Annotated in this window: 21 protein-coding genes; 6 read left to right on the top strand and 15 right to left on the bottom strand. The window is 45.5% G+C overall.

Annotated elements, in window-relative coordinates; genetic code table 11:
- The first annotated feature begins 92 nt into the window (after nt 1-92).
- Entirely contained in the window at nt 93-2,540 is a 2,448-nt protein-coding gene (locus tag LIX84_RS12440; RefSeq protein WP_226421438.1) for an EAL domain-containing protein, read from the top strand.
- An 18-nt stretch (nt 2,541-2,558) separates the two neighbouring features.
- Here LIX84_RS12440 and LIX84_RS12435 read toward each other — a convergent pair whose 3' ends face one another.
- The 4 genes from LIX84_RS12435 to LIX84_RS12420 are packed head-to-tail and all read right to left on the bottom strand — an operon-like array spanning nt 2,559 to nt 4,820.
- Complete coding sequence (locus LIX84_RS12435) at nt 2,559-3,629, bottom strand: AI-2E family transporter (protein WP_226421437.1); 1,071 nt, start codon at nt 3,627-3,629, stop codon at nt 2,559-2,561.
- Nucleotides 3,630-3,672: 43 nt separating this feature from the next.
- A complete protein-coding gene (locus LIX84_RS12430; protein WP_226421436.1) occupies nt 3,673-4,023 on the bottom strand; it encodes a hypothetical protein in 351 nt (116 codons plus the stop codon).
- Complete coding sequence (locus LIX84_RS12425; RefSeq protein WP_104970021.1) at nt 4,013-4,525, bottom strand: hypothetical protein; 513 nt, start codon at nt 4,523-4,525, stop codon at nt 4,013-4,015. Before LIX84_RS12425 ends, LIX84_RS12430 begins: the two co-directional genes overlap by 11 nt.
- 46 nt (nt 4,526-4,571) lie before the next feature.
- Nucleotides 4,572-4,820, bottom strand: coding sequence for a hypothetical protein (locus LIX84_RS12420; RefSeq protein ID WP_226421435.1), 249 nt, complete (start codon nt 4,818-4,820; stop codon nt 4,572-4,574).
- A gap of 363 nt (nt 4,821-5,183) precedes the next feature.
- On the opposite strand from LIX84_RS12420, the gene LIX84_RS12415 reads away from it, so the two are divergent.
- Complete coding sequence (locus LIX84_RS12415) at nt 5,184-5,621, top strand: DUF2383 domain-containing protein (RefSeq protein WP_005394423.1); 438 nt, start codon at nt 5,184-5,186, stop codon at nt 5,619-5,621.
- A 155-nt stretch (nt 5,622-5,776) separates the two neighbouring features.
- Nucleotides 5,777-6,175: a hypothetical protein gene (locus tag LIX84_RS12410; RefSeq protein WP_005379193.1), complete on the top strand. Its 399-nt coding sequence runs from the start codon at nt 5,777-5,779 to the stop codon at nt 6,173-6,175.
- A 204-nt stretch (nt 6,176-6,379) separates the two neighbouring features.
- Here the strand turns inward: LIX84_RS12410 and LIX84_RS12405 are convergent, their stop codons facing one another.
- From LIX84_RS12405 to LIX84_RS12385, 5 genes are all read right to left on the bottom strand, one after another.
- Entirely contained in the window at nt 6,380-8,038 is a 1,659-nt protein-coding gene (locus tag LIX84_RS12405; RefSeq protein ID WP_226421434.1) for a diacylglycerol kinase family protein, read from the bottom strand.
- 142 nt (nt 8,039-8,180) lie between these two features.
- Nucleotides 8,181-8,612, bottom strand: a complete 432-nt coding sequence (locus LIX84_RS12400) for a hemerythrin domain-containing protein (protein WP_005394414.1) — start codon at nt 8,610-8,612, stop codon at nt 8,181-8,183.
- A 103-nt stretch (nt 8,613-8,715) separates the two neighbouring features.
- On the bottom strand, nt 8,716-8,913 hold the full coding sequence (locus LIX84_RS12395; RefSeq protein WP_048624594.1) for a hypothetical protein: 198 nt from the start codon (nt 8,911-8,913) through the stop codon (nt 8,716-8,718).
- Between the two features lie 8 nt (nt 8,914-8,921).
- Nucleotides 8,922-9,098: a DUF1328 family protein gene (locus LIX84_RS12390; protein ID WP_012841233.1), complete on the bottom strand. Its 177-nt coding sequence runs from the start codon at nt 9,096-9,098 to the stop codon at nt 8,922-8,924.
- Between the two features lie 45 nt (nt 9,099-9,143).
- Nucleotides 9,144-9,695 carry a BON domain-containing protein gene (locus tag LIX84_RS12385; protein WP_012841234.1) on the bottom strand — a complete coding sequence of 184 codons (552 nt, stop codon included), beginning with the start codon at nt 9,693-9,695 and terminating at the stop codon, nt 9,144-9,146.
- A 435-nt stretch (nt 9,696-10,130) separates the two neighbouring features.
- Here LIX84_RS12385 and LIX84_RS12380 point away from each other — a divergent pair, with 435 nt between their 5' ends.
- Nucleotides 10,131-11,474 carry a sigma-54 interaction domain-containing protein gene (locus LIX84_RS12380; protein WP_047009371.1) on the top strand — a complete coding sequence of 448 codons (1,344 nt, stop codon included), beginning with the start codon at nt 10,131-10,133 and terminating at the stop codon, nt 11,472-11,474.
- 86 nt (nt 11,475-11,560) lie between these two features.
- On the opposite strand, the gene LIX84_RS12375 is transcribed toward LIX84_RS12380, so the two are convergent.
- From LIX84_RS12375 to ftnA, 3 genes are all read right to left on the bottom strand, one after another.
- Entirely contained in the window at nt 11,561-12,754 is a 1,194-nt protein-coding gene (locus tag LIX84_RS12375) for an NAD(P)/FAD-dependent oxidoreductase (RefSeq protein WP_226421433.1), read from the bottom strand.
- Nucleotides 12,755-12,934: 180 nt separating this feature from the next.
- Nucleotides 12,935-13,258 carry a universal stress protein UspB gene (gene uspB, locus LIX84_RS12370; protein WP_005394407.1) on the bottom strand — a complete coding sequence of 108 codons (324 nt, stop codon included), beginning with the start codon at nt 13,256-13,258 and terminating at the stop codon, nt 12,935-12,937.
- A 91-nt stretch (nt 13,259-13,349) separates the two neighbouring features.
- Entirely contained in the window at nt 13,350-13,877 is a 528-nt protein-coding gene (ftnA, locus tag LIX84_RS12365) for a non-heme ferritin (RefSeq protein ID WP_226421432.1), read from the bottom strand.
- 281 nt (nt 13,878-14,158) lie between these two features.
- On the opposite strand from ftnA, the gene uspA reads away from it, so the two are divergent.
- Together uspA and LIX84_RS12355 are read left to right on the top strand one after the other, a co-directional pair.
- Entirely contained in the window at nt 14,159-14,584 is a 426-nt protein-coding gene (gene uspA / locus LIX84_RS12360) for a universal stress protein UspA (protein ID WP_005379165.1), read from the top strand.
- Nucleotides 14,585-14,648: 64 nt separating this feature from the next.
- On the top strand, nt 14,649-15,527 hold the full coding sequence (locus LIX84_RS12355) for a carboxylate/amino acid/amine transporter (RefSeq protein WP_006741764.1): 879 nt from the start codon (nt 14,649-14,651) through the stop codon (nt 15,525-15,527).
- Between the two features lie 72 nt (nt 15,528-15,599).
- On the opposite strand, the gene LIX84_RS12350 is transcribed toward LIX84_RS12355, so the two are convergent.
- The 3 genes from LIX84_RS12350 to LIX84_RS12340 form a co-directional block, all read right to left on the bottom strand.
- The gene (locus LIX84_RS12350) at nt 15,600-16,172 is read right to left on the bottom strand and encodes a hypothetical protein (RefSeq protein ID WP_226421431.1); all 573 of its coding nucleotides are present in this window, start codon (nt 16,170-16,172) and stop codon (nt 15,600-15,602) included.
- A 186-nt stretch (nt 16,173-16,358) separates the two neighbouring features.
- The gene (locus LIX84_RS12345; protein ID WP_226421430.1) at nt 16,359-17,138 is read right to left on the bottom strand and encodes a class I SAM-dependent methyltransferase; all 780 of its coding nucleotides are present in this window, start codon (nt 17,136-17,138) and stop codon (nt 16,359-16,361) included.
- A gap of 90 nt (nt 17,139-17,228) precedes the next feature.
- A complete protein-coding gene (locus tag LIX84_RS12340) occupies nt 17,229-20,354 on the bottom strand; it encodes an EAL domain-containing protein (protein WP_226421429.1) in 3,126 nt (1,041 codons plus the stop codon).
- Between the last annotated feature and the right edge of the window lie 4 nt (nt 20,355-20,358).

Raw genomic sequence — 20,358 nt, 5'->3', positions numbered from 1 at the left:
CTAAGCGTTGGATACGATACCAACACGGCCCAATAGCTTAAGCTAGATTCTAATACCACTATCTTTGGGCGCTTCAGGACACGTTATTAATTATGTTTCGCTTCGCTATTCCTTCGCCTTTGATGGCAGACTGGCAACAGGCTCTGCAACAATGCTGTGATGCTACTCAAGCTCAGGGACAACTTTATACTCTGAGCGACACCCAGCAGTGGCTATCAACTGAGGTGTCCACCTCGGTTCAAAATCATTGCGCTATCGTCGAAGTGGTAGTGCAAGTTGCCGATCAATTTAAACCGACAGACTTGACGATAAGCCACACATCCTTTGGACAGCAAACCTTGAGCATAGGTCCAATTTGGCTACCAAATGGCGATCTGTTTGCCGTATTGGCACTGACTCACCCTGACGATCAAATCACAGTAGTCTCTGCTTGGCTGAGTGCATTAGTGGGAAGAATGAGCTTTGATATCAGCTCACACTACCAGCAAGAACGAACACGCCATCAAACTACAGCGACCACACCATTACCGACGCTGCAAGAGTTTATCGACTGCCTTGAAGACCATATTTGGATAAAAGGCATGGATGGCCTTTATTCGATGACCAATCGAAGCGTAGAAAATGCGTGGCAAAAGACCAACAGTGAGATCATCGGCAAAGACGATTTCGCACTGTTTAGCCACGAACGAGCAGAGAAGTTCATTGAGGCCGATAACTTGGTCGTGGCGACAGGCACGCTGAACATCGTCGAAGAATGCCGCCAAATTGATGAAAACAATAACCCAACTTGGCTAGAAACCATTAAGTCTCCTGTCCGTGATAATGACGGTAACTTAATTGGCATTCTGGGCATGACACGCAACATCACACGCCGGAAAATGGTCGAAACGCAACTCTCATTGGCGTCCAAAATTTTTAATAACTCACAAGAAGGCATGGTCATTACTGATCGCAATGCCAACATCATTGATGTAAACACAGCCTTTACTCAAATCACCGGCTATCGCTCTGAAGAGGTGATTGGAAAGAACCCCAGAATTCTGCGCTCTGGTCATCATGACCAAGGCTTCTATAAACAGTTGTGGCATCAGCTCGAAACCAAAGGTCAATGGAAAGGCGAGTTCATCAACCGAAAGAAAGATGGCAGCATTTACCCGCAGTTAGCGACCATTAGTGCCGTAATGGACGATAAAAATCATCTCATTAACTACATCTGTGTATTTGAAGATATTTCCGTGCGTAAAGCACACGAAGAAAAACTGCAGCGCATGGCCTTTTATGATCCGTTAACGAATCTACCTAATCGCACCCATTTACTTAGCTTGCTTGAGCAACACATTGAAACCGGGCACAAGAACCAACAGACGTTTGCCACCCTATTTCTGGATATCGACCATTTCAAGCACATCAACGATAGCATGGGTCACTTTTGTGGTGATCAGTTGCTGTCTAAGTTGGCTATCCGTCTGCAAGATATTCTTCACTTAAATGCGCATGTGGCTCGCATTGGCGGCGATGAGTTCGTGATCATTTTGCCGGACGTCCACAGTGATGTGGCTTTGCTGGAAACCGTCGGCGATATTCTCAGCGTTTTCCAACAACCGTTCGACTTGGCAAATCACGACTCACTGCGCGTCTCGACCAGTATTGGCATAGCCTTATACCCAAGAGACGGCCAAGACAGCGAAACCTTACTCAAAAACGCAGATACAGCAATGTACTTAGCGAAGAAAAATGGGCGCAACGGCTACGCATTTTACTCGCCAGATTTAACCGATAAATCGGTATCCCATATGCGCATTCAATCTGCTTTGCATCAAGCGATAGAAAAACAGCAGCTTCGATTAGAGTTCCAGCCGCAATACAACTTGGAGCAACATGCAATTGTTGGCGTTGAAACCTTATTACGCTGGCAGCACCCAGAATTTGGCCTTGTACCACCAGCCGATTTTATTCCAATTGCAGAAAAAACGGGGCTTATCCAAAGCATTGGCGAGTGGGTCTTGCTACACGCTTGTCAGCAAGGAAATGCTTGGCTGAAGCAAGGCATTGAGTTTGGCAGAATTGCGGTTAATGTGTCTGCATTACAGCTTCAGCAATCGAATTTCATTCAGAGATTGAGCGATATCCTCAATCAAACTGGTTTCCCTGCTCAACGGCTGGATTTGGAGATCACCGAGAGCTTTTTACTGATCGACCCTCAACAAGCCATTGCGTCGTTAAATCAACTAAGAGGGTTAGGCATCGAGATTTCTCTGGATGATTTCGGCACAGGCTATTCGTCTTTGTCTTATTTGAAAGGTTTACCCATCAATAAGCTGAAAATTGATCGTTCGTTTGTCAGTGATGTACCCAGCAATAGCGATAGCAATGCGATTGTGAATGCGATTATCGCCATGGGCAAAACACTGTCATTGAAAGTGGTAGCGGAAGGAATAGAAACTCAGGAGCAAGCCGATTACTTGTTCGAAAAAGGCTGTGTTTACGGTCAAGGGTATCTTTTTAGCCAGCCAGTAAGTGCGGAAAAACTTTTTCGTTGAGCCAGCTTGTAGCCCAAATCATTCTCGTGGAGCCACATCCTCGGGGATGGTTTGGCTTGGTTGACTTTGAGTTGATTGACACAGCTCCAGACGCTCAACCAAAATATTAATGCAGACCAATAGCGGTACACCGATTAAGAGCCCCATACCGCCCCAAAGCCAACCCCAGAACACGAGCCAAACGAAGATCACTAACGGATTTAAATTGAATCTTTTCCCTAATAACGTTGGCGTGACAAACTGACTTTCAATCAAGTTGATCAACAAATAGATAGACACCACAGTGAGCATAAAACTGACCGACTCCAACTGCAGATAAGCCACAAAACCGAAACTCACCATGGAGATGACTGGGCCGAGATACGGCGCAAAATTCATCACGCCAGCAAACGCGCCCCACAAGAACGGGTCCTCAAGGCCTAAAACAAAAAACACCGCCCCAACACTCAACCCAAGTCCCGCATTCACCAACGTGATAGTACCAATGTATCGAGATAGGTCTTTCTGTAGTGCTTTGACCAGTTCAATCGCTTGGCGCTGCTTGGCAAACCCATGCAAGTACGACACTGACTTTCGAAATAAGCTGCGTCCGTGATTGAGCATAAAATAAACCATAAACAGCACGATCATCGCTTGTGTCAAAATGGTCGGCGTCGTGGTCGCGAGTGTCTTCACCAAAGAAAATACGGTATTGTTCCCGACTTCATCCATACCCATATCGCTGGCAATATTCAGCGGCGTATTAAGGTGATCCGCCGAGGCTTGAGTCACTTCGCTCACTTCTTGCGACACATTTTTCACGATACTGGGTAGTTCAGACCACCACTGCTTGGCAGGCTCCGACATGGCAGCAAGGCCAATAATTGAAGCACCAACCAAGAATGACAGAGTCACCACGACGGTAATCGCGCGCGGTAAACCTTTGTCTTCAAGATAGTTAATGAAAGGACTGCATAACAGAGAAATAAAGGTACTAAGCACAATAGGTAACAAGATTGGCTTAGCAAAATACAGCCCAGGAACGAGCAATAAGACAAGAAGGGTTGCACCAATCGCGGTATTGGCAGGAATGTTTAATTTCACTGTCATAAAAAGGCTCAAGGTCGGTAAGAATGATTATCGGCGAAAGCCGTTATTGGGGATGCTCGACTTCTGTTTCTGTCGCAGTCTCTTCTGTCGAAGCAGTATTGCTTGCTTGTGGTTCAGCATTTCGCTCTTGTTCTACGCCCGGCTGGTTAGAAGACGCGGCCCTAACTGGCTTGGCAAGCGAATCCGTTAGTTCGGAGACACTACTCGCCAATAGCCCCATGGAAGAGATAGAGGAAGTCAGTCGAGACAATCGACCCGCTTTGGCAGCGGTAACAGCAACGACAGCACTAATACCTAGCGTCGTCCAAGGATTTTCTTTCACAAACTTCTTAGTGGTAAACGTGAACATTTCCATCGATAAGCAGCATTGCTCTAAAGATGCTTTACCTTCCATCCGCTTGATTCGCATGGCTCGATTGAGCTTTTGTAGCGAGCGCATCCCACCCCTCCTGCAACTGTTCTGTCGTATTTTTGAATCCAAGGAAACCAACTAAACGCTTCTGCCACCAAGCTAAAGACAGTAATGCTAAACCTAAGGACGCAATAAATACGCCCACTGCAACATACACGTTAGCGGTCAGCTGATAAGCCACCACACCAGAGGCAAGGCACAAACTGAACACGAACAATACCGACAATAAGGTAAAAACAATGGTGCACAGCAAAATCTGTCGCGCTGCGGACGCATTAATTTTCACCTCCAAGAGGAACAAATCCAACGTTGAACCCGACCACGCTTTCAGCGATTGAGTCAATTGGTCCAGTTGTGAAAGAATACTGCTCAAACCATTGATGGTTTGTTGGATATCCTGCTCTTGTGCCCCACTTGGGGCTCGACCGCTGTCTGCTGCGGCCGAGCCCGGTTGCTGGTTGGTGACTTGTCCGGAATTATTCATTGGAACCCTCGCCTTCTGTTATGTGGCTTAATCCGTTGGACCGTGATTATTTGATCAGCTTCGAAACCGCCCAACCCGCAAGGAAGGCACAACCAATGCTCAGCAATGGACGCTCCTTGATAGCGTTCTCTGCTGACTTGGTCGCCTGCTGAACGTGTTCCGCGCCCACATCAAATTTCTCTTTGGCTTGATCTTTCATTGCGCCGACGGCTTCCGTCGTGGCTTGCTCCGCTAAGTGATATGCTTCTTCTAACTGTTCTTGAGGTTTTACTGTGCTTTCTTTTGTTGTAGCCATAACTAGCCTCCGTTGATGAGTTGAGTAGTAAATCAAGTGAAACAACTTTTGAACTCACTTACTCACTACAAAGCCATATCCGTGCCAAAATTATAAGCATTTGTTTTTATTTGATTTTTTCTTTGTTTCACGACAAATCCTTATCTGTACGTGTAATTCTTTCCAGACTTCCCCAACATTCTTGTAATTTTTTCTTAGCGCCTCGTCTGCAACCCTCCAATTCTTGCGCAATAAACTCATAACCAATTGATTAATAGAAAAATAACATTCATTGGCATACAACCTGCAACTAAAGATGAAACATCTGTGTTTGTTCCCCATACGTACAAACACTCCCATCACCAACCAAATCAGGAGTGAGATATGAAAAATGAAAATATCGCCTCAATCATTGAGCTTATCGAGAGCGGAAATGACATTTACAACAAGGCCATTGAGAACATTGACAACACTTCTTTGAATAATGTGTTGGTAGAACTGCTTAGAGTACGTGAGCGAGCGGTGCTTGAGCTTACTCCCTACACATTGGCAAATAACCAGGAAGACTCTGCCGACGACACTCCGGTTTCCTACACCATTAAAGCGCGTGAGGTATACAGCGATGTGATGAAGGAGGTGTCTTCTGACAAAGAGTCCATGTATTTGGAACAGCTCGAAGGTGTTGAAAGCAAGGTGCTCAAAGAGATCGAAAACCTAATTACTAGCCACCCAGAGCAAGCGGATAATTCGGTTCTACTGAAAGTTCGCAGTGATATCAAAAGCTGTAAAGAAAAGCTCAGCAGCATCAGCCTTATCAGCTGATCCATAGTGGTCGCCTTTGCAATCAAGCGCTGGCAGAGAAAATGGCCAACTCGTTTTGGCCATTTCTGATAAGACCACTGGCACCTCAATACAACCAAAACTAGAAAACACTAAACCGAGTAATCAACACGGTAGTCATAAATAAAGAGGTCAGTATGACATTGGATAATAATCGAGTAAGGGAGCTACTCGTAAAAATGACACACCATCGCCAAACGTGTTTGCCTCTCGTTAATCCGCAATCGCATATGACACTCGCAAGAGCGGCGTATCGATTCGTTAAAATAGAAAAAGTGATGATCAAAAAGATGGCGAAGTTGTTCTTCGACCAAGATGGTGAACAATTCATTGCAGAAAATGCCACCGAATACGGCGTTGCCGAATTAGGTAATTACAAAGAAATGCATTTCATGAACAAGTTGTTGTTAGATGATTTGAAAGCGCTACTCAGAGCCATTGACGACACCAACTTAACGGCGCTTGTTTCTTACTGGTTAGCTGCTTTACAAGTCGAAAACGATGAAATTGAAAAGCACTTACCCCAGGGTGAGTAGTCATACTCACCCCCTGCTTCCTTTCACTTCGAGAACGATAAATAGACGCTCTCTCAGATACAAAAAATGCCGATATAAAAAAGCCGCTGCACCTACGCAGCGACCTTATTGGTTCCTTCAAAACTACGACTAAACCGGTAAACAAAGGCACGCTATAAAGCACTAGGCAAATGGCGCATTATCCACTGCTTATCTGTTTTAAAGCTAAGCCGATTTACTTCTCCCGCTTGGGACAAATACGTTCAACGATTTTGGACGAAGCTTAATCGCTAATTGCTCATCAGAATAAAGCTCACCATCAATCACATACTCAATCGGTTTGTTCGCAGAAATAGTGACATTCTGAGCCGTCGCGTATTGAAAATGAGTCGATTCCTCCTGCGCACCTACGCTGGTTAATGTCAGATCAGACAATGCGATAAGGCGTCCGCCTAAAGATTCGGTGTTATCTAAATACGTGATATGCAGCTTGCCATCGTCAGGCTGCGGAGCACCACCACCTTGCGCGAGCAACGTACTAAAAGGAGCGATGTTCGCAACGACAAAGCTATGAACTTCTAGCGTTTGTGATCCATTTTCGCGGTTTCCATCTTCAAATGGCGCATCCATCGCAACAGTCAACGTCTGCGTCTCTTCCGCCACCACCGCGTTAAAAAAGCCCGTTAAGTAGGCCCATTGTCCAAAGGTGTTTTTCTCTTCTCGCTGCGCATGCTCGATCATTTTCTGCTCTAGGCCAATACCTAGGACTAACAATATAAGCCTCTGATTACACTCCGCCGTATCAATACGTTGGCAGTGACCTGCTAGCAATGCTTCACACGCTTTTTCGACTGGTGAGAATTTTGCGCCAACGCCATAGAGCACATGACACAACGCATTGGCGGTTCCGAGCGGAACAATACCGAGTTTGATGTCGGTACCTACCAGCTGGCTCGCCACTTCCGTCACTGTGCCATCGCCACCCGCTACGATAATTTGCTTAGCACCACTTTCTTTTGCCTGTTGTGTTAGCTGCTCGGCGCTGAGATTTGTGGTGGTTTGATGAATACTCAAGCGATATTTTTTGGTTAGTTCACGAATCAAGTGCTGTTCGTTTTCCTCCCATTTGCCGCCACCTGCAACAGGGTTAACCACCATCCAAGTGGACTGATCCAGACCCAGTACGCCTTTTTCACTTATCGCTCGTAACGTTTTGATCTGCAATTTATTCAATCTCGCGGTACTGCGCACGTCATTGATTTTTTTCATCACAGATTCAACCGTCAGCGACGGATCTTTGCTCAGTAGATACGCCGCAACAACAAACACCGAGCGACCACGCCCTAACGCACAATGCACAACCACAGCTCGCGAGCACGAGATTTGCGTATCAATCCAGTTAATCGCATGGCGAAGGCGCTCTAGCGTTGGGGCTTTGTGGTCGAGTACCGGAATCGAAAGGTAATGAAACTGCTTGTCGGTCATCGCACTTTCAAGCCCAGCAAATTCTGCGGTGACATCGACAATACAAGAGATGTCATTGGATTCGAGAAAATCTAAGTCACTCTGAAATAGCCGACGGGAGAGGTATAAATTATCGCTGACTTTTTGGATCGGAGGCACAGTATCGCGCCGTCTTTCCCAGGCATTATATGCTCTAGCGCCCAGTAAAAAGGGGATGAATGCCCAGCGGATCCACCTGACAATCTTGCCGTCTTGGTTTTTTCTAAAAATGGAGGGAATGTCGAAAACGTAGGCTACGCTGACTAATGCTAAAGAAAGAGATACCCATAAGAACAACAGGCTAACCATGATTTGGGGAATATAAATAGCGGCCAATAAACTGATCAGAGCGCCAAGAATATAATATTTGATGATAAACATTCGCTCTCCTTGCCTTCAGCGAGTGCGCTTTTTTAGTGAAAGTGAGAATAAGCTGGTTTTAGTTTAGGCTAATTAGCTTGGTAAACGCTTTGATTGGGCCCCTTCCCGTGCCGAAATGGCACGAAAAGGACCAATACTCCACCTAACTAGCCATTTCTTCGACGTAGCTATCCGCTAGTTTCATTTTCTGCTGATCGGTCATCACCTTACCGGCCAATTGGAAAAAACGCTGCTCTTCTTCTTCGAGGTGGTGCAATACTTTGTGACGCAAAGTTTTCATGAGGTTGAGCCATGCTGGCGAGCTCATGTCGGTTGCATCAAGCTGTGCAATCACTTTATCAATCTCGTGGTGCTCTGCGATGCCATGACGAGTAAGATCGATGGTTTTATCGCTCTCGATTAAAGGCGCGTAGAAAAAGCGCTCTTCTGCGGCGGCGTGCTGTTCGAGTTCATCCTTCAGATTGTGGTAAAACTCTTCGCGTGCAGGGGAATCTCCAGACGTTTCCATCAGAGCATCGAGTAAAAGGCGTTGCTTTTCATGACTCTCTTTTAGTACATCAAATATGTTTTTCATCTTTGACTCCTCATCTGATTGTAAACAATTGGGATAAAAGGAAGGGCGGTGATTGACCGCCCTTCTCTTACATTGCTGTGAACAAAAAGCTGACCTGACTCGACTAACAATCTTGGTCTTCTGCGTTCAAGTTCTCTTTAATATTTTCACACTCATCTTCAATCGCGTTTTGAGTTTCTTCGGCGGCTTCATCTATCTTCTTGCCCGCCTGTTCCATTGGCCCTTCTTCACTACAAGCAGCCAGTGCGAACACCAAACCAAATACTGCGGCGATACGGTAAATTAATGACGTAAGTCGCATGAAATCTCCTATCTATTTACGTTTTTTCTTCCTAGCAGAACAATCACTATTGATACAATTAATGACAATAGGAATAGGTAAAATATCACTTGCGCGATAGAGGCCGCTGCCCCTGCAATACCAGTAAAACCTAGTAGTGCAGAAACCAGTGCCAAAGCCAGAAAAATAAACATCCAACGAACCATAGTGTTACCTCCTAATAAAATTGGGTTAGGTCACTCGGCTCGTTATTATTGAACCACTTCTAGCTTATCAATCACCTTATTTACATCATTGGTATTATTTGCAATTGAAAGTGCAAGATCATGCTCCGCATCTGAATTAACCTTACCTGCCAACGTTACCGTTTTACGTTCCGTCGTTACATCAATGTCCGTACCACTTACATTGGTATCCATCAGTAGGCGAGTTTTAACTATAGTCGTGATTTTAGAGTCGGTCAGTGTGGCTAATGCCTCTGAATCGGTTTCTTTCTTACCTTCATTCACCACTGACAATTCGTTGTTTACTTTTTTCACACCATCAAGACCTGTTACAAGCTCTTCGGCAAGCGATTTTTCAAGGTCATTGTTTACCGAACCAGAAAGGGTAACTACCTGATTTTCAACATCGGTGTTGATATCAAAAGAGTTAAGGTTACTGTTTAGCAGCAGCGTCGTTTCGGCTTTACCATCTAGCCAAGCGTCCATGGATTCTTTTTCCCATTTATCACTCGCTAAGACTGCTGTAGATGAAGTAGCAAGAACTGACGTAAGTACAATTTTAGCTGCGATGTTATTCATGGTAATTCTCCTTTATTGACGTTGTATTTCCATAGGAGCAAACCATGTGCCAAGTTTGTAACTTGTTATTTTTAAAGGAATAATAAAAACAAGAGGTAAAAATAAGACGAACAAGAAAATATAAGCATGAATTATTTACACAGAAGAAATGTAATTTTTAATCGTTAATAATTTCGCAATCAATTACATAATACGCCAACAAAAGATGAGACATTATTTCTTCGACTTCACTTAATCTCAGAATTATTATTTAAAGCGTGAGACACCCGAATAAAGAAGAAATATTTATCAGAATTATTACTGATATATACCAAGATAGGTTAAACAAAATTAAAATAGCCTACAGACCCTTAAATCTTTGCTGACAATATTTTGTCTTGTGCACTTAGAATAATCCACGTACATTGTTTCTGTCATAGTAAAGAGGACATTTCTATGTCGTTGCCAAGCCTGTTTCTACGAATACAAGACCCGACACTTAAAGATGCTATTGCCTCTTGCCAGGAACTGAACAAATTTCGTCTGCATAATACCGATGCCGCAGATAGTTGGATTGAAGATTTCCTACAACTCAAACCGGAAGTTGCGATTGTTGAAGTCGCCCACTTTACTAGCGCAGATTACCAGCGCCTTTCTAATATCGAAGACATCTACGATATGGACTTGATCATCATTAGCTCTGGTGCTCCAAACGAAAATTTGGATAAGCTAATGAACTTAGGTGCAATTTTTCACTACAGAAAACCCGTCGATATTGCCATTTTGACGGACACCCTAAGCGAAGTCAGCCAGTACTATCAGCAAAAGCAAGATCAAGGACGTAAAGTGTCCACTAGCGATCTCGACCAGTTTGGCCTTTTGGTGGGGTCCTCATCGCCAATGCATCAGCTCTATCGCATGATCCGACGCGTCGCAAAAACAGAAGCCAACGTCCTCATTGTCGGTGAAAGCGGCTCGGGTAAAGAGTTAGTCGCACAGACCATTCATTTAGCCAGTGATCGCAAGCAACAACCCTTTATCGCAATTAACTGTGGTGCGATTAGCCCAGAGTTGGTCGATAGTGAACTGTTTGGCCATGAAAAAGGCGCCTTTACCGGAGCGAATAAAACTCACCAAGGTGTATTTAAACAGGCAGAAGGCGGCACGCTGTTTTTGGATGAAATCACCGAGATGCCTATCGAGCATCAAGTGAAGCTATTGCGTGTGTTGGAAACCGGAGAATATCGCCCAGTGGGCAGTAATACAGTGCATATCGCCAACACTCGCATCATTGCCGCCACCAACCGTGATCCTAAAGTCGCCATAGAAGAGCAGTTCCTGCGTGAAGATCTGTTTTTCCGTTTATCGCACTTCCCATTAACGATACCGCCACTGCGAGATCGAGGCGGTGACATCGTCGGTCTGGCTAAACACTTTATCGCGCACCGCAACGCAAATGAGGCTAAAACCAAAACCATTCTTGATTCTGCCATCCAAAAAATCGCTGCACACGATTGGCCAGGTAATGTCCGTGAGCTCAAACACACGATCGAGCGTGCATTTATTTTGGCTGATGACACCATCCGAGATGAACACCTGATATTCGATACACCACCATTGGAAACAGGCACAAGCATCGAAGACCTTGTTCCAGCGGGCGTTTCGCTAGAAGAGCTAGAAAAAGCCGCCATTCTCAATACGCTTGAAGAGAATCAAGGCAATAAAACGGAATCTGCGCAAGAGTTAGGCATTAGCGTTAAAACGCTCTATAACAAACTCGAAAAGTATCAAGACGAGTAACTCGCTGTGGGAATACAAAAAAGAGCACGGAATACGATTCAGTGCTCTTTTTTATCTTATCTTTTATGCGGATGTGTAGCGTTTGATTACACCCACTGACCCGCGACAAAGCCGCTCGACCAGCACCACTGAAAATTGTAGCCCCCTAACCAGCCAGTCACATCCATGACTTCACCAATGAAGTACAACCCTTTGATTTTTTTGCACTCCATGGTTTTCGAAGATAAGTGATCGGTATCCACACCGCCTAGTGTCACTTCCGCGGTTCGGTAGCCTTCAGTGCCATTCGGGGCGATATCCCAATGCTCTAAACGATCCACAATCGCCGCAAGCTCCTTTTGATTGAACTGCTTCAGCGGTTTATCGACCAGTTCTTTACGTTCAATCAAGACTTCAACCAAGCGCTTTGGTAGCACTTTAGCGAGCGTATTTTTGAGCGACTGATTCGGGTGCTTTTCACGGCTGCGTTCTAATAACTCGGCAACATCATCGTTTGGCACCAGATTAATCGACACCTTTTGCCCCGCTCGCCAGAATGATGAAATCTGTAAAACGGCTGGGCCAGATAAACCACGATGTGTGAACAACAGGGCTTCTTTGAACATCGTGCCATCTTCAGCTGTAATTTCCGCAGGTACCGCGATACCAGATAACTCAGCAAAATCTTCTTTGTCTTCTTTATGCAACGTAAATGGCACCAGCCCTGCCGTAGTTGGGATAACTCGAAGACCAAATTGTTCCGCGACTTTATAACCAAATGGTGTCGCCCCCAGTTTTGGCATCGACAAGCCACCGGTTGCGATAACTAAAGACTCACACTCAACTGGCTCGGTACCCGCATGCAAACGAAAGCCTTCATCGATTTTCTCAATTGAGTGAACATCGCATTGGTAACGCTGCTCGATATTCGGCATGTCACACTCAGCCAACAGCATCTTCACGATGTCTTTCGCCGTAAACGCATCGACACAAAACAGCTGACCGTGATCGCGCTCTTCAAATTCAATACCATGCTTACACACCATCGAGATAAAATCCCAGTTGGTGTATTGAGAAAGCGCCGACTTAACGAAATGCGGGTTTTGGCATAGGTAGTTGCTGGCTGAAACATCGTAGTTAGTGAAATTACAACGGCCACCGCCTGAGATAAGGATTTTACGTCCTGGCTTTTTAGCATGATCGAGCACCAAAACACGGCGGCCTCGCTTGCCGGCTTCTGCAGCACACATCAAACCCGCTGCGCCTGCGCCAATTACAACAACATCAAATTTCTTACTCATCGGTAGCTCTTAGACTGATTGGTATCGAATCGAAATAAAAAAGGATGTGCACATTGCACATCCTTGCTTTCTAGGCGCGACATTCTACCGACAAATCTCGAAGGGGAAAAGCGCTTAAACGGTAAGCGCTATGCATGCCCGTACAATCCTAGGAGATTAACTCGCTAGATTATTGATTCTTTAAAGAATGAAGGCCGCGAGTAGGGTAACACCGAGCAAAGCGGTCGATAAAACAAATAGCTCACGCACCCTTTCGCACTTACCAGTAAAAATTTCATCGTGGTGATGGTGATATTCTTTACTTTTGATGTAGTGGAACAAACGCACCTGTTTGGTGACATTTCCATGGGTGGTAAAAAAGCCATTGCCATCAACTTGCTGATATAACAACGGATGCGCTTCACGCATGATGTAAATTAGAGAACGAAGAGCGGTGAGATACCGAATCATATTGACTCCAGTTACCACCATTAGCGCAAATAAGATTGTGTCTCCACTGATCATCTTTTCCTCCCTACATCTTCAACAATGCTCAAGAGAAAAAGACGATCAATGCTTCGTCTTTACTCGCTACTTATAGCGTCAAAAAACGCGTTTACGCAGCTGGAGCATCCATGATTGAAGATGAACCTTCTTTCGCCATTTGTGCTAGATCTTTGTCGATGAAGAACAATGCTTTACCATCTTCACCTACTAATTCGATCTTATCTAAAATCCCTTTAAACAACTTCTCTTCTTCGTGCTGTTCAGACACGTACCACTGTAGGAAGTTAAACGTTGAGTAGTCTTGGCTAGTAAATGCAACATGTGCCAATTTATTGATTTTTTCCGTGATCATTTTCTCATGTTCGAAGGTCTCGCGGAAAACATCACCTAAGCTAGCAAAATCATGCTTTGGTGCATCAATAGCGCCCAAAATTGGCATTGAGCCAGTTTCACTTACGTAGGTGAATAGGCGTTGCATGTGCTCCATTTCTTCTACGGCGTGAGCGCGTAAAAATTCAGCCGCACCTTCAAAACCTTTGTCTTCACACCAAGCACTCATTTGTAAGTATAGATTGGATGAGAAAAATTCTAGGTTAATTTGCTCATTCAATTGTTCGACCATAGTTTGAGACAGCATGTTAACTCCTATTAATGTGCATGCAATATACCCAAGTAACCTCGAGATAAACGACGCCGCGAGATTGACTTGCTCTACATCAGAGGCAAGGTTTTACTTGAACTATAGTCAGTAGCGGAGCGCTGAACTCCGCATCTCAAAGTCACTTGGGTATAACGCCACTATAACATGATTACTGAGACAAGACTTTGTACCTACGACACTGATATGAGATCACTTCAGCAAATTTTTTTGGGGGTTAGTGCTAATCTAAAACTATGACCTTACAAGGAGATAGCAATATGAGTTACAAACACATACTTGTGGCAGTCGACCTGTCAGACGACAGTAAAGTGTTGATTAAAAAAGCCGTATCACTGGCTAAACCTCTGGATGCGAAAGTCTCTTTTATTCACATCGACGTGAACTACGCAGAGCTCTACACCGGGCTTATCGACATCAATATGGCAGAAGCGCAACATCAAGCAATGGAAGCGTCGCGCACACAATTGGCGAATTTCGCAGAATATGCGCAATACCCAATAGCCCATACGTTGGTCGGTAGTGGCGATTTGAGTAATGAGCTGTGCGATACCATTCAAGATTACAGTATCGACTTGGTGGTTTGTGGTCATCACCAAGATTTCTGGAGCAAGATTCTGTCTTCGACTCGACAACTGATTAACTGCTCTCCAGTCGATATGCTGGTCGTACCGCTAAAAGACTGATTGGCGCGACGTTAAAACTTGGTTAGACTGCGGGCACATTTGTTGTTGATAAAGATTCTCATCCATGGCTTATCTATCCGCAGTTACCCTACTTTGGGCATTCTCATTTAGCCTGATCGGCGTTTACCTCGCTGGTCAGGTTGATTCTTGGTTCTCGGTGTTCATGCGCGTGGCACTGGCGAGTCTGGTTTTCATTCCCTTTTTAAAATTCCGTGGCGTTAGCAAATCCCTAATCGCGAAACTGATGACGGTCGGTGGCTTTCAGCTCGGTCTGATGTACTGCTTCTACTACCAATCTTTTTTGCTCCTTTCCGTGCCAGAAGTATTGCTGTTCACCGTATTCACGCCCATTTACGTCACGCTGATCTATGACTTCTTGAAAGGTCGCTTTTCACCTTGGTATTTGGTTACCGCGGCAATTGCTGTATTTGGCGCAGCCTGGATTAAGTTTGCAGGCATTAATGAAGACTTCCTGCTGGGCTTTTTGGTCGTACAAGGAGCAAACCTCTGTTTTGCCATTGGTCAGGTAGGCTACAAATACATCATGGAAAGTGAACCGGTTGATTTGCCACAACACACCGTGTTTGGTTACTTCTACTTAGGTGCGCTTTGTGTAGCAACCGTGGCTTTCGCTCTGATGGGCAACCTCGACAAACTACCCACCACCGCAACGCAATGGGGCATTCTGACGTACCTTGGTTTAATTGCTTCCGGTTTTGGTTACTTCGCGTGGAACAAAGGCGCAACCATGGTGAACGCAGGAGCACTTGCAGTAATGAACAACGCATTGGTTCCGGCGGGTTTGATTGTGAACATTGTGATTTGGAACCGCGATGTTGATGTCATGCGACTCGCCATTGGCGGTGCGATCATCATGCTATCGCTATGGATTAACGAAACCTGGGTGAAAAAGCGCGTCGAAATGAGCTACGCCAAGAAGTAAAGCGACCACTCTCAACACACATACCGACAATAAAAAACGCTCTCCAACTGGAGAGCGTTTTTTTGGATTAGATTAATGCACTTTGACTTGCGAGCTTGTGCTCATCAACGCATTAGGTGGCGTTGATAGCAACACATCTAGCTTGGCATTGCGCGCTTCAAGCTTGCGCTGACGCTTAAGTAACTTTTGTTGCTTTTTCGCTACTTTTAACAACTTCTTCTGCTGCTTATAATGCTTTTTCAGTGCTTTTTTCGCTTTCTTAAGCGATTTTTTATCCACTAAATCAAACCATACTGGTACGTCGGTTCTTACTGGCTCCAGGGATTTTTCGGCTTGCTTTTTCTCTTTCACGCGCTCAACAACACGCTTCACAATTGCTGCTTTTTCGTTGCTTTGTTTTGTTGTCACAGAAATCGGTTGTACTGGCAGCGCTTCAGCCAATAAGCCACATGATTGTTGCTCGTTCAGTGGCTTGTCTTGGCATTTTTTCGGCGGAATAGCGGCTGGCTTACACAAGGTATCTTTGGCCGCTGAAGAGCGTGCGCAAGAGCGACAAACAAACTTTGGTGCGACAACTAAACGATGGATGTCGCCAAGCTCCGCCGCGATCTGTTTACGACTCATTTTACATAAGCGTTTAGCCATTCTACTACTCCAGCTTCCCAATTATCGACCGCATCACAACAAGTGAAATAATAATAATTCTTAGTTAGATATACAGTCAGGGAGGAGAATTAGCAAGAGAAAACTATCAGTAACGATTCAGAAAGAGAGGCTTGATCACAGCACGATACACCGTACTGTGACAAGAAAAGTTGAGCTGTCAGGAAGTTATGCCATTGAGGCTTTAACGTAGACATCAAAGCGATTTTTTTTGGTTTCAATCGCCATAGTCGGCTTTTGCTCGTTCAGCCAGTTTGCATAGTCTGGGCGCTTCACCACCACGCGTTTTGTGGCTAACGCCATGGCAGGATCTAGCAAACCATCGGCGTCCAAATCGGCGCCAACCAACGATTGGAAAACGCGCATCTCTTTTTTTACGAGCGCCGATTTCTTCTTGTTTTCTGGGTGCGGATACATAGGGTCGAGATACACCACATCTGGCTGAACAAAGTCTTCATCTTGTGCCAGCTGTTCCAATGCATCATGACTGGAGGCATGGATCAGCGACATACGCTCTGATACCCAAGTTCCAATTTCAGGGTCTTGTTTCGCACGCGCTAAGCCGTCATCCAGCAACGCTGCGACTACCGGGTGTCGCTCCACCATCTGTACCTTACAGCCGAGCGAAGCCAAAACGAATGCGTCACGTCCCAGCCCCGCCGTGCCGTCTAGAACGGTTGGCGTTGCCCCTTTGTTCAAACCTGCGGCTTTTGCGATGGCTTGGCCCTTACCACCACCAAATTTTCGGCGATGTCCCACTGCGCCACCAATTAAATCGACAAAAATAGCGCCCAACTTTGGCTCATCCACTTTACGCAGCTCTAAACGCTCGGTGGTCAGCACCAAAGCAAAATCGCTCTCGTTAGTGTGAGAAAGCTGCCAGCGCGCAGCCAGTTCATCCAGATGAGGTTGTTGAGACGGGTCTTCACAGATCAATTGCAGTTGCAAAAGGAGGCTCCAATAAAAAATCGCGGTAACTGGCGCTGAGTGTATACCTAAGTTACCTCTCAATGCTAGGTTGAGCTTGATATGACAAGACTACTCAGCCGTCAGTCGCTCAACTAACTCAGAAAGCGGTTGAGGATGCCCAATACCGTAGCCTTGGCCATAATCCACACCAAGATCGATCAAATGCTGCATGACTTGTTCGTTTTCGACAAACTCCGCCACCGTCACTTTGCCTAGCTGTTTTGCCAGATCATTGATCGAGCGAACCATCACACGGTCCATTTCATTTACGTTGATATCTCGCACGAAAAGACCATCAATTTTCACGATATCAACGGGAAGTTTCTTTAAGTAACCAAATGAAGACAAGCCCGAGCCGAAATCATCCAATGCAATCATGCACCCCAACGCTTTGAGCTTGGTGAAGAGCTCAATGGCTTGCTCAAGATTACTCATCGCTGCTGTCTCGGTGACTTCTAGACAGATTTTTTCACACGGCATGGACGAACGTTCCAATCGCTCCAATAAGAAATCGATAAACTCTTGATTCCCCATAGATTGACCTGAAAGGTTTATCGAACAACGGCCGAGTTTTTCAACCACCTCTGGGCGTTGCTCAAACCATTCTAGCGTTTGAGTAATGACCTGTTTATCAATCCAATGCGCAATGTTGTAGCGCTCGGAAGCCGGAATAAACAGTGCAGGAGAAACATAATCACCATATCCATTGCGAATGCGCACTAAAATCTCAAAATACATCTGAGCATCGTGCTGTTGTAAGCTTTTGATCGGTTGAGCAAACAACTCTAAACGCTGATTCGACAATGCCTCATGCACCAAATTGACGCTCTGCATTTCCATCTGGCGACGTTGTAGCTCTTCGTTATCTAAGCTGAACAGATTGTAGCGGTTACGGCCTTGCTCCTTGGCGGCATGACACGCAGAGTCTGCTTGAGCGTGCACCATTTGCGGCGTCTCTGCCGTATGGTCGATGATACGAATACCAATAGAACAACTGATGAACAAGCGCGTATCTTCCCAAACAAAAAGATGTTCACTCAACGTCGAGATGATCAGTTTGGCGATATTAATGGCGCCGTATTCGTCGCAATCTTTGAGTAGTACCGCAAACTCATCGCCTCCCATTCGAGCCAAGATGGAATTGTATGGCAGCACTTCCTCTAACATGCTGGCGCAAAATTGAATCGCCGCGTCACCCGCATCATGCCCAACCGTATCATTGAGGACTTTTAGCTGATCTAAGTCGAGGTACAGCATGGCGTGGACGCGACGATGGCTGTCCACCTCACGCAGTGCGGTCTTGAGCTCTAGTTCAAAGTGGTTTCTGTTATAAGTCCCTGTCAGTAAGTCATAGCGCGCTTGATATTCCAGTTTCTCGGAAAGCTGTTTGGTTTCTGTAATATCTTCGCCCACAATCAACAGCTGATCAGATTCACTCAGTGGACGAATGTTCTCGCGTACCCAAACACGATGACCGTTTGCATGGCGATACTCGACTTCACGTCGCCAGACCCCATGCACCTGTTGATTGGGTTGCAATAGCACTTGGCGAGGAAACAGTACCTTGTCATCAAAATAAAACTCCCTTAGGCGGTGTCCGAGCATGTCCATCGGTTTGTAGCCAAGGAGTAGCTGAGCAAATCGATTCACTTCTTGAATGCGGTTATTGCTGTCGAGTGTCACCATCATGACGGGCTGTTGCTCATAATAGTTACGCAGGGTTGATTCGCGTTGATAGAGCTTATCTTCCATCAACTTACGACTAGTGATATCGCGCGCTTCAAACAAGTATTGCTTTTGATTTCCTACTTGCTGAGAAAAAGGCTTGAGTGAAATTTCCAACACCAATGTACCGTGCTCTTTACTCCAAATTTCAGCCTCAAACGTCGACACTTGATGGTGAGGCGCGTGGAAATACGCCTCAAGCAACGCTTGTGCTTTCTCACTCCAATTGGGATGAAACCAAAGTGGTCGGTCTAAACGCAGCCCTTGGTAATACAGCAAAGATTGCAGGTGATCGTTGCCCGATTTAAGTACACCGTTGGCATCCAAAATGCCCATATACTGCATGCTCTGATCAAAAATCGACTCTAAGATGGCTTGGCTTTCTCGCGCGGCACTCTCGCTGCGACGCATCCGCTGTAAATAGTAACCCATCAACAAAATGACCACCGACATCACCACAAACAGGCTACCAAACAAGCGAATTTCTTTGGCAAAACGCTCAGAAAACTTCATCGGTTTATTAAAAAATACCGCAGAGACCTCTTGCTCAGCACCCAGCCCCCAGCGCACTACAGCTTGATAATCGAGCTTGATTTCAGAATCACTTTTCTTCACGGCTGGCAGAGCTTGGTCAGGGTTATCCAACACAAACTCAAGTATCTCAGCGCTCTCTATGCCATGCCGATAACCACTTTGGATCACGCCACCAACCGCACCGTGCCCTAAGCCAATGTCGTGCACCATAAACAGCGGCGCATTTGAGGCTCTGTTGACGCCAACCCAGTCACGTTCACTGCCAACCACACCTTGTTTATCTCGGTAATAGGTCCAAAACAGGACGACTTTATCTTTATTCAGCTTCGCTACTTGTTGCTTTAAGTCAATGATACTATCGGGAATAACTTGCACGATTTTGTCGCGATATTGCGGATGTTCATGTACAAAATCGTCGATTTGATAGCGTAATACCTCTCCCGTTACGGAATGGTCACTGACAATAAGAATTTGGGTGTAATCAGGGTGTAGGCGCTCTATGAGGGCTAAATTTGCCTCCAAATCGACATCTTCTGTTACTCCTGTTGCGTTCAGAGATTGGTGCAAAGAAGGATGATAATTATTGATGCCATTAAATATAACCGGGGTGTCTTTGATGATTGGCGCCAAACGCTGCATCAGTTCAAGCGCGTTGTTGTCGCTCACTACAATGGCATCGAATCGTTCTTTGCTTAATTTCGTACGATATAAGGATTCAAGCTGAGCGAAAAACTGCTCACTCTGGTTACGTTTCGAGTCTAAATAGAGCACGCGCATATCCAGCGATCGATCACCCAATTGCTGCTCGATACCTCGCTGTATGGAATCCGTCCAGAAAAAACCTTGATGATAGGAGTGCACGACCAAAACTTTCGGATCTGAGGCCGCGGCAAACGCGCTCCAACATAGCGCGACAATAACCAGAAAACGCTGCACATTA

It is taken from the genome of Vibrio sp. E14 (assembly GCF_020515785.1).
GTDB classification, from domain to species: Bacteria; Pseudomonadota; Gammaproteobacteria; order Enterobacterales; family Vibrionaceae; genus Vibrio; species Vibrio diabolicus.
Note: the sequence above shows the minus strand (reverse complement) of the source record. Positions and strands in the feature narration are given on the sequence as shown.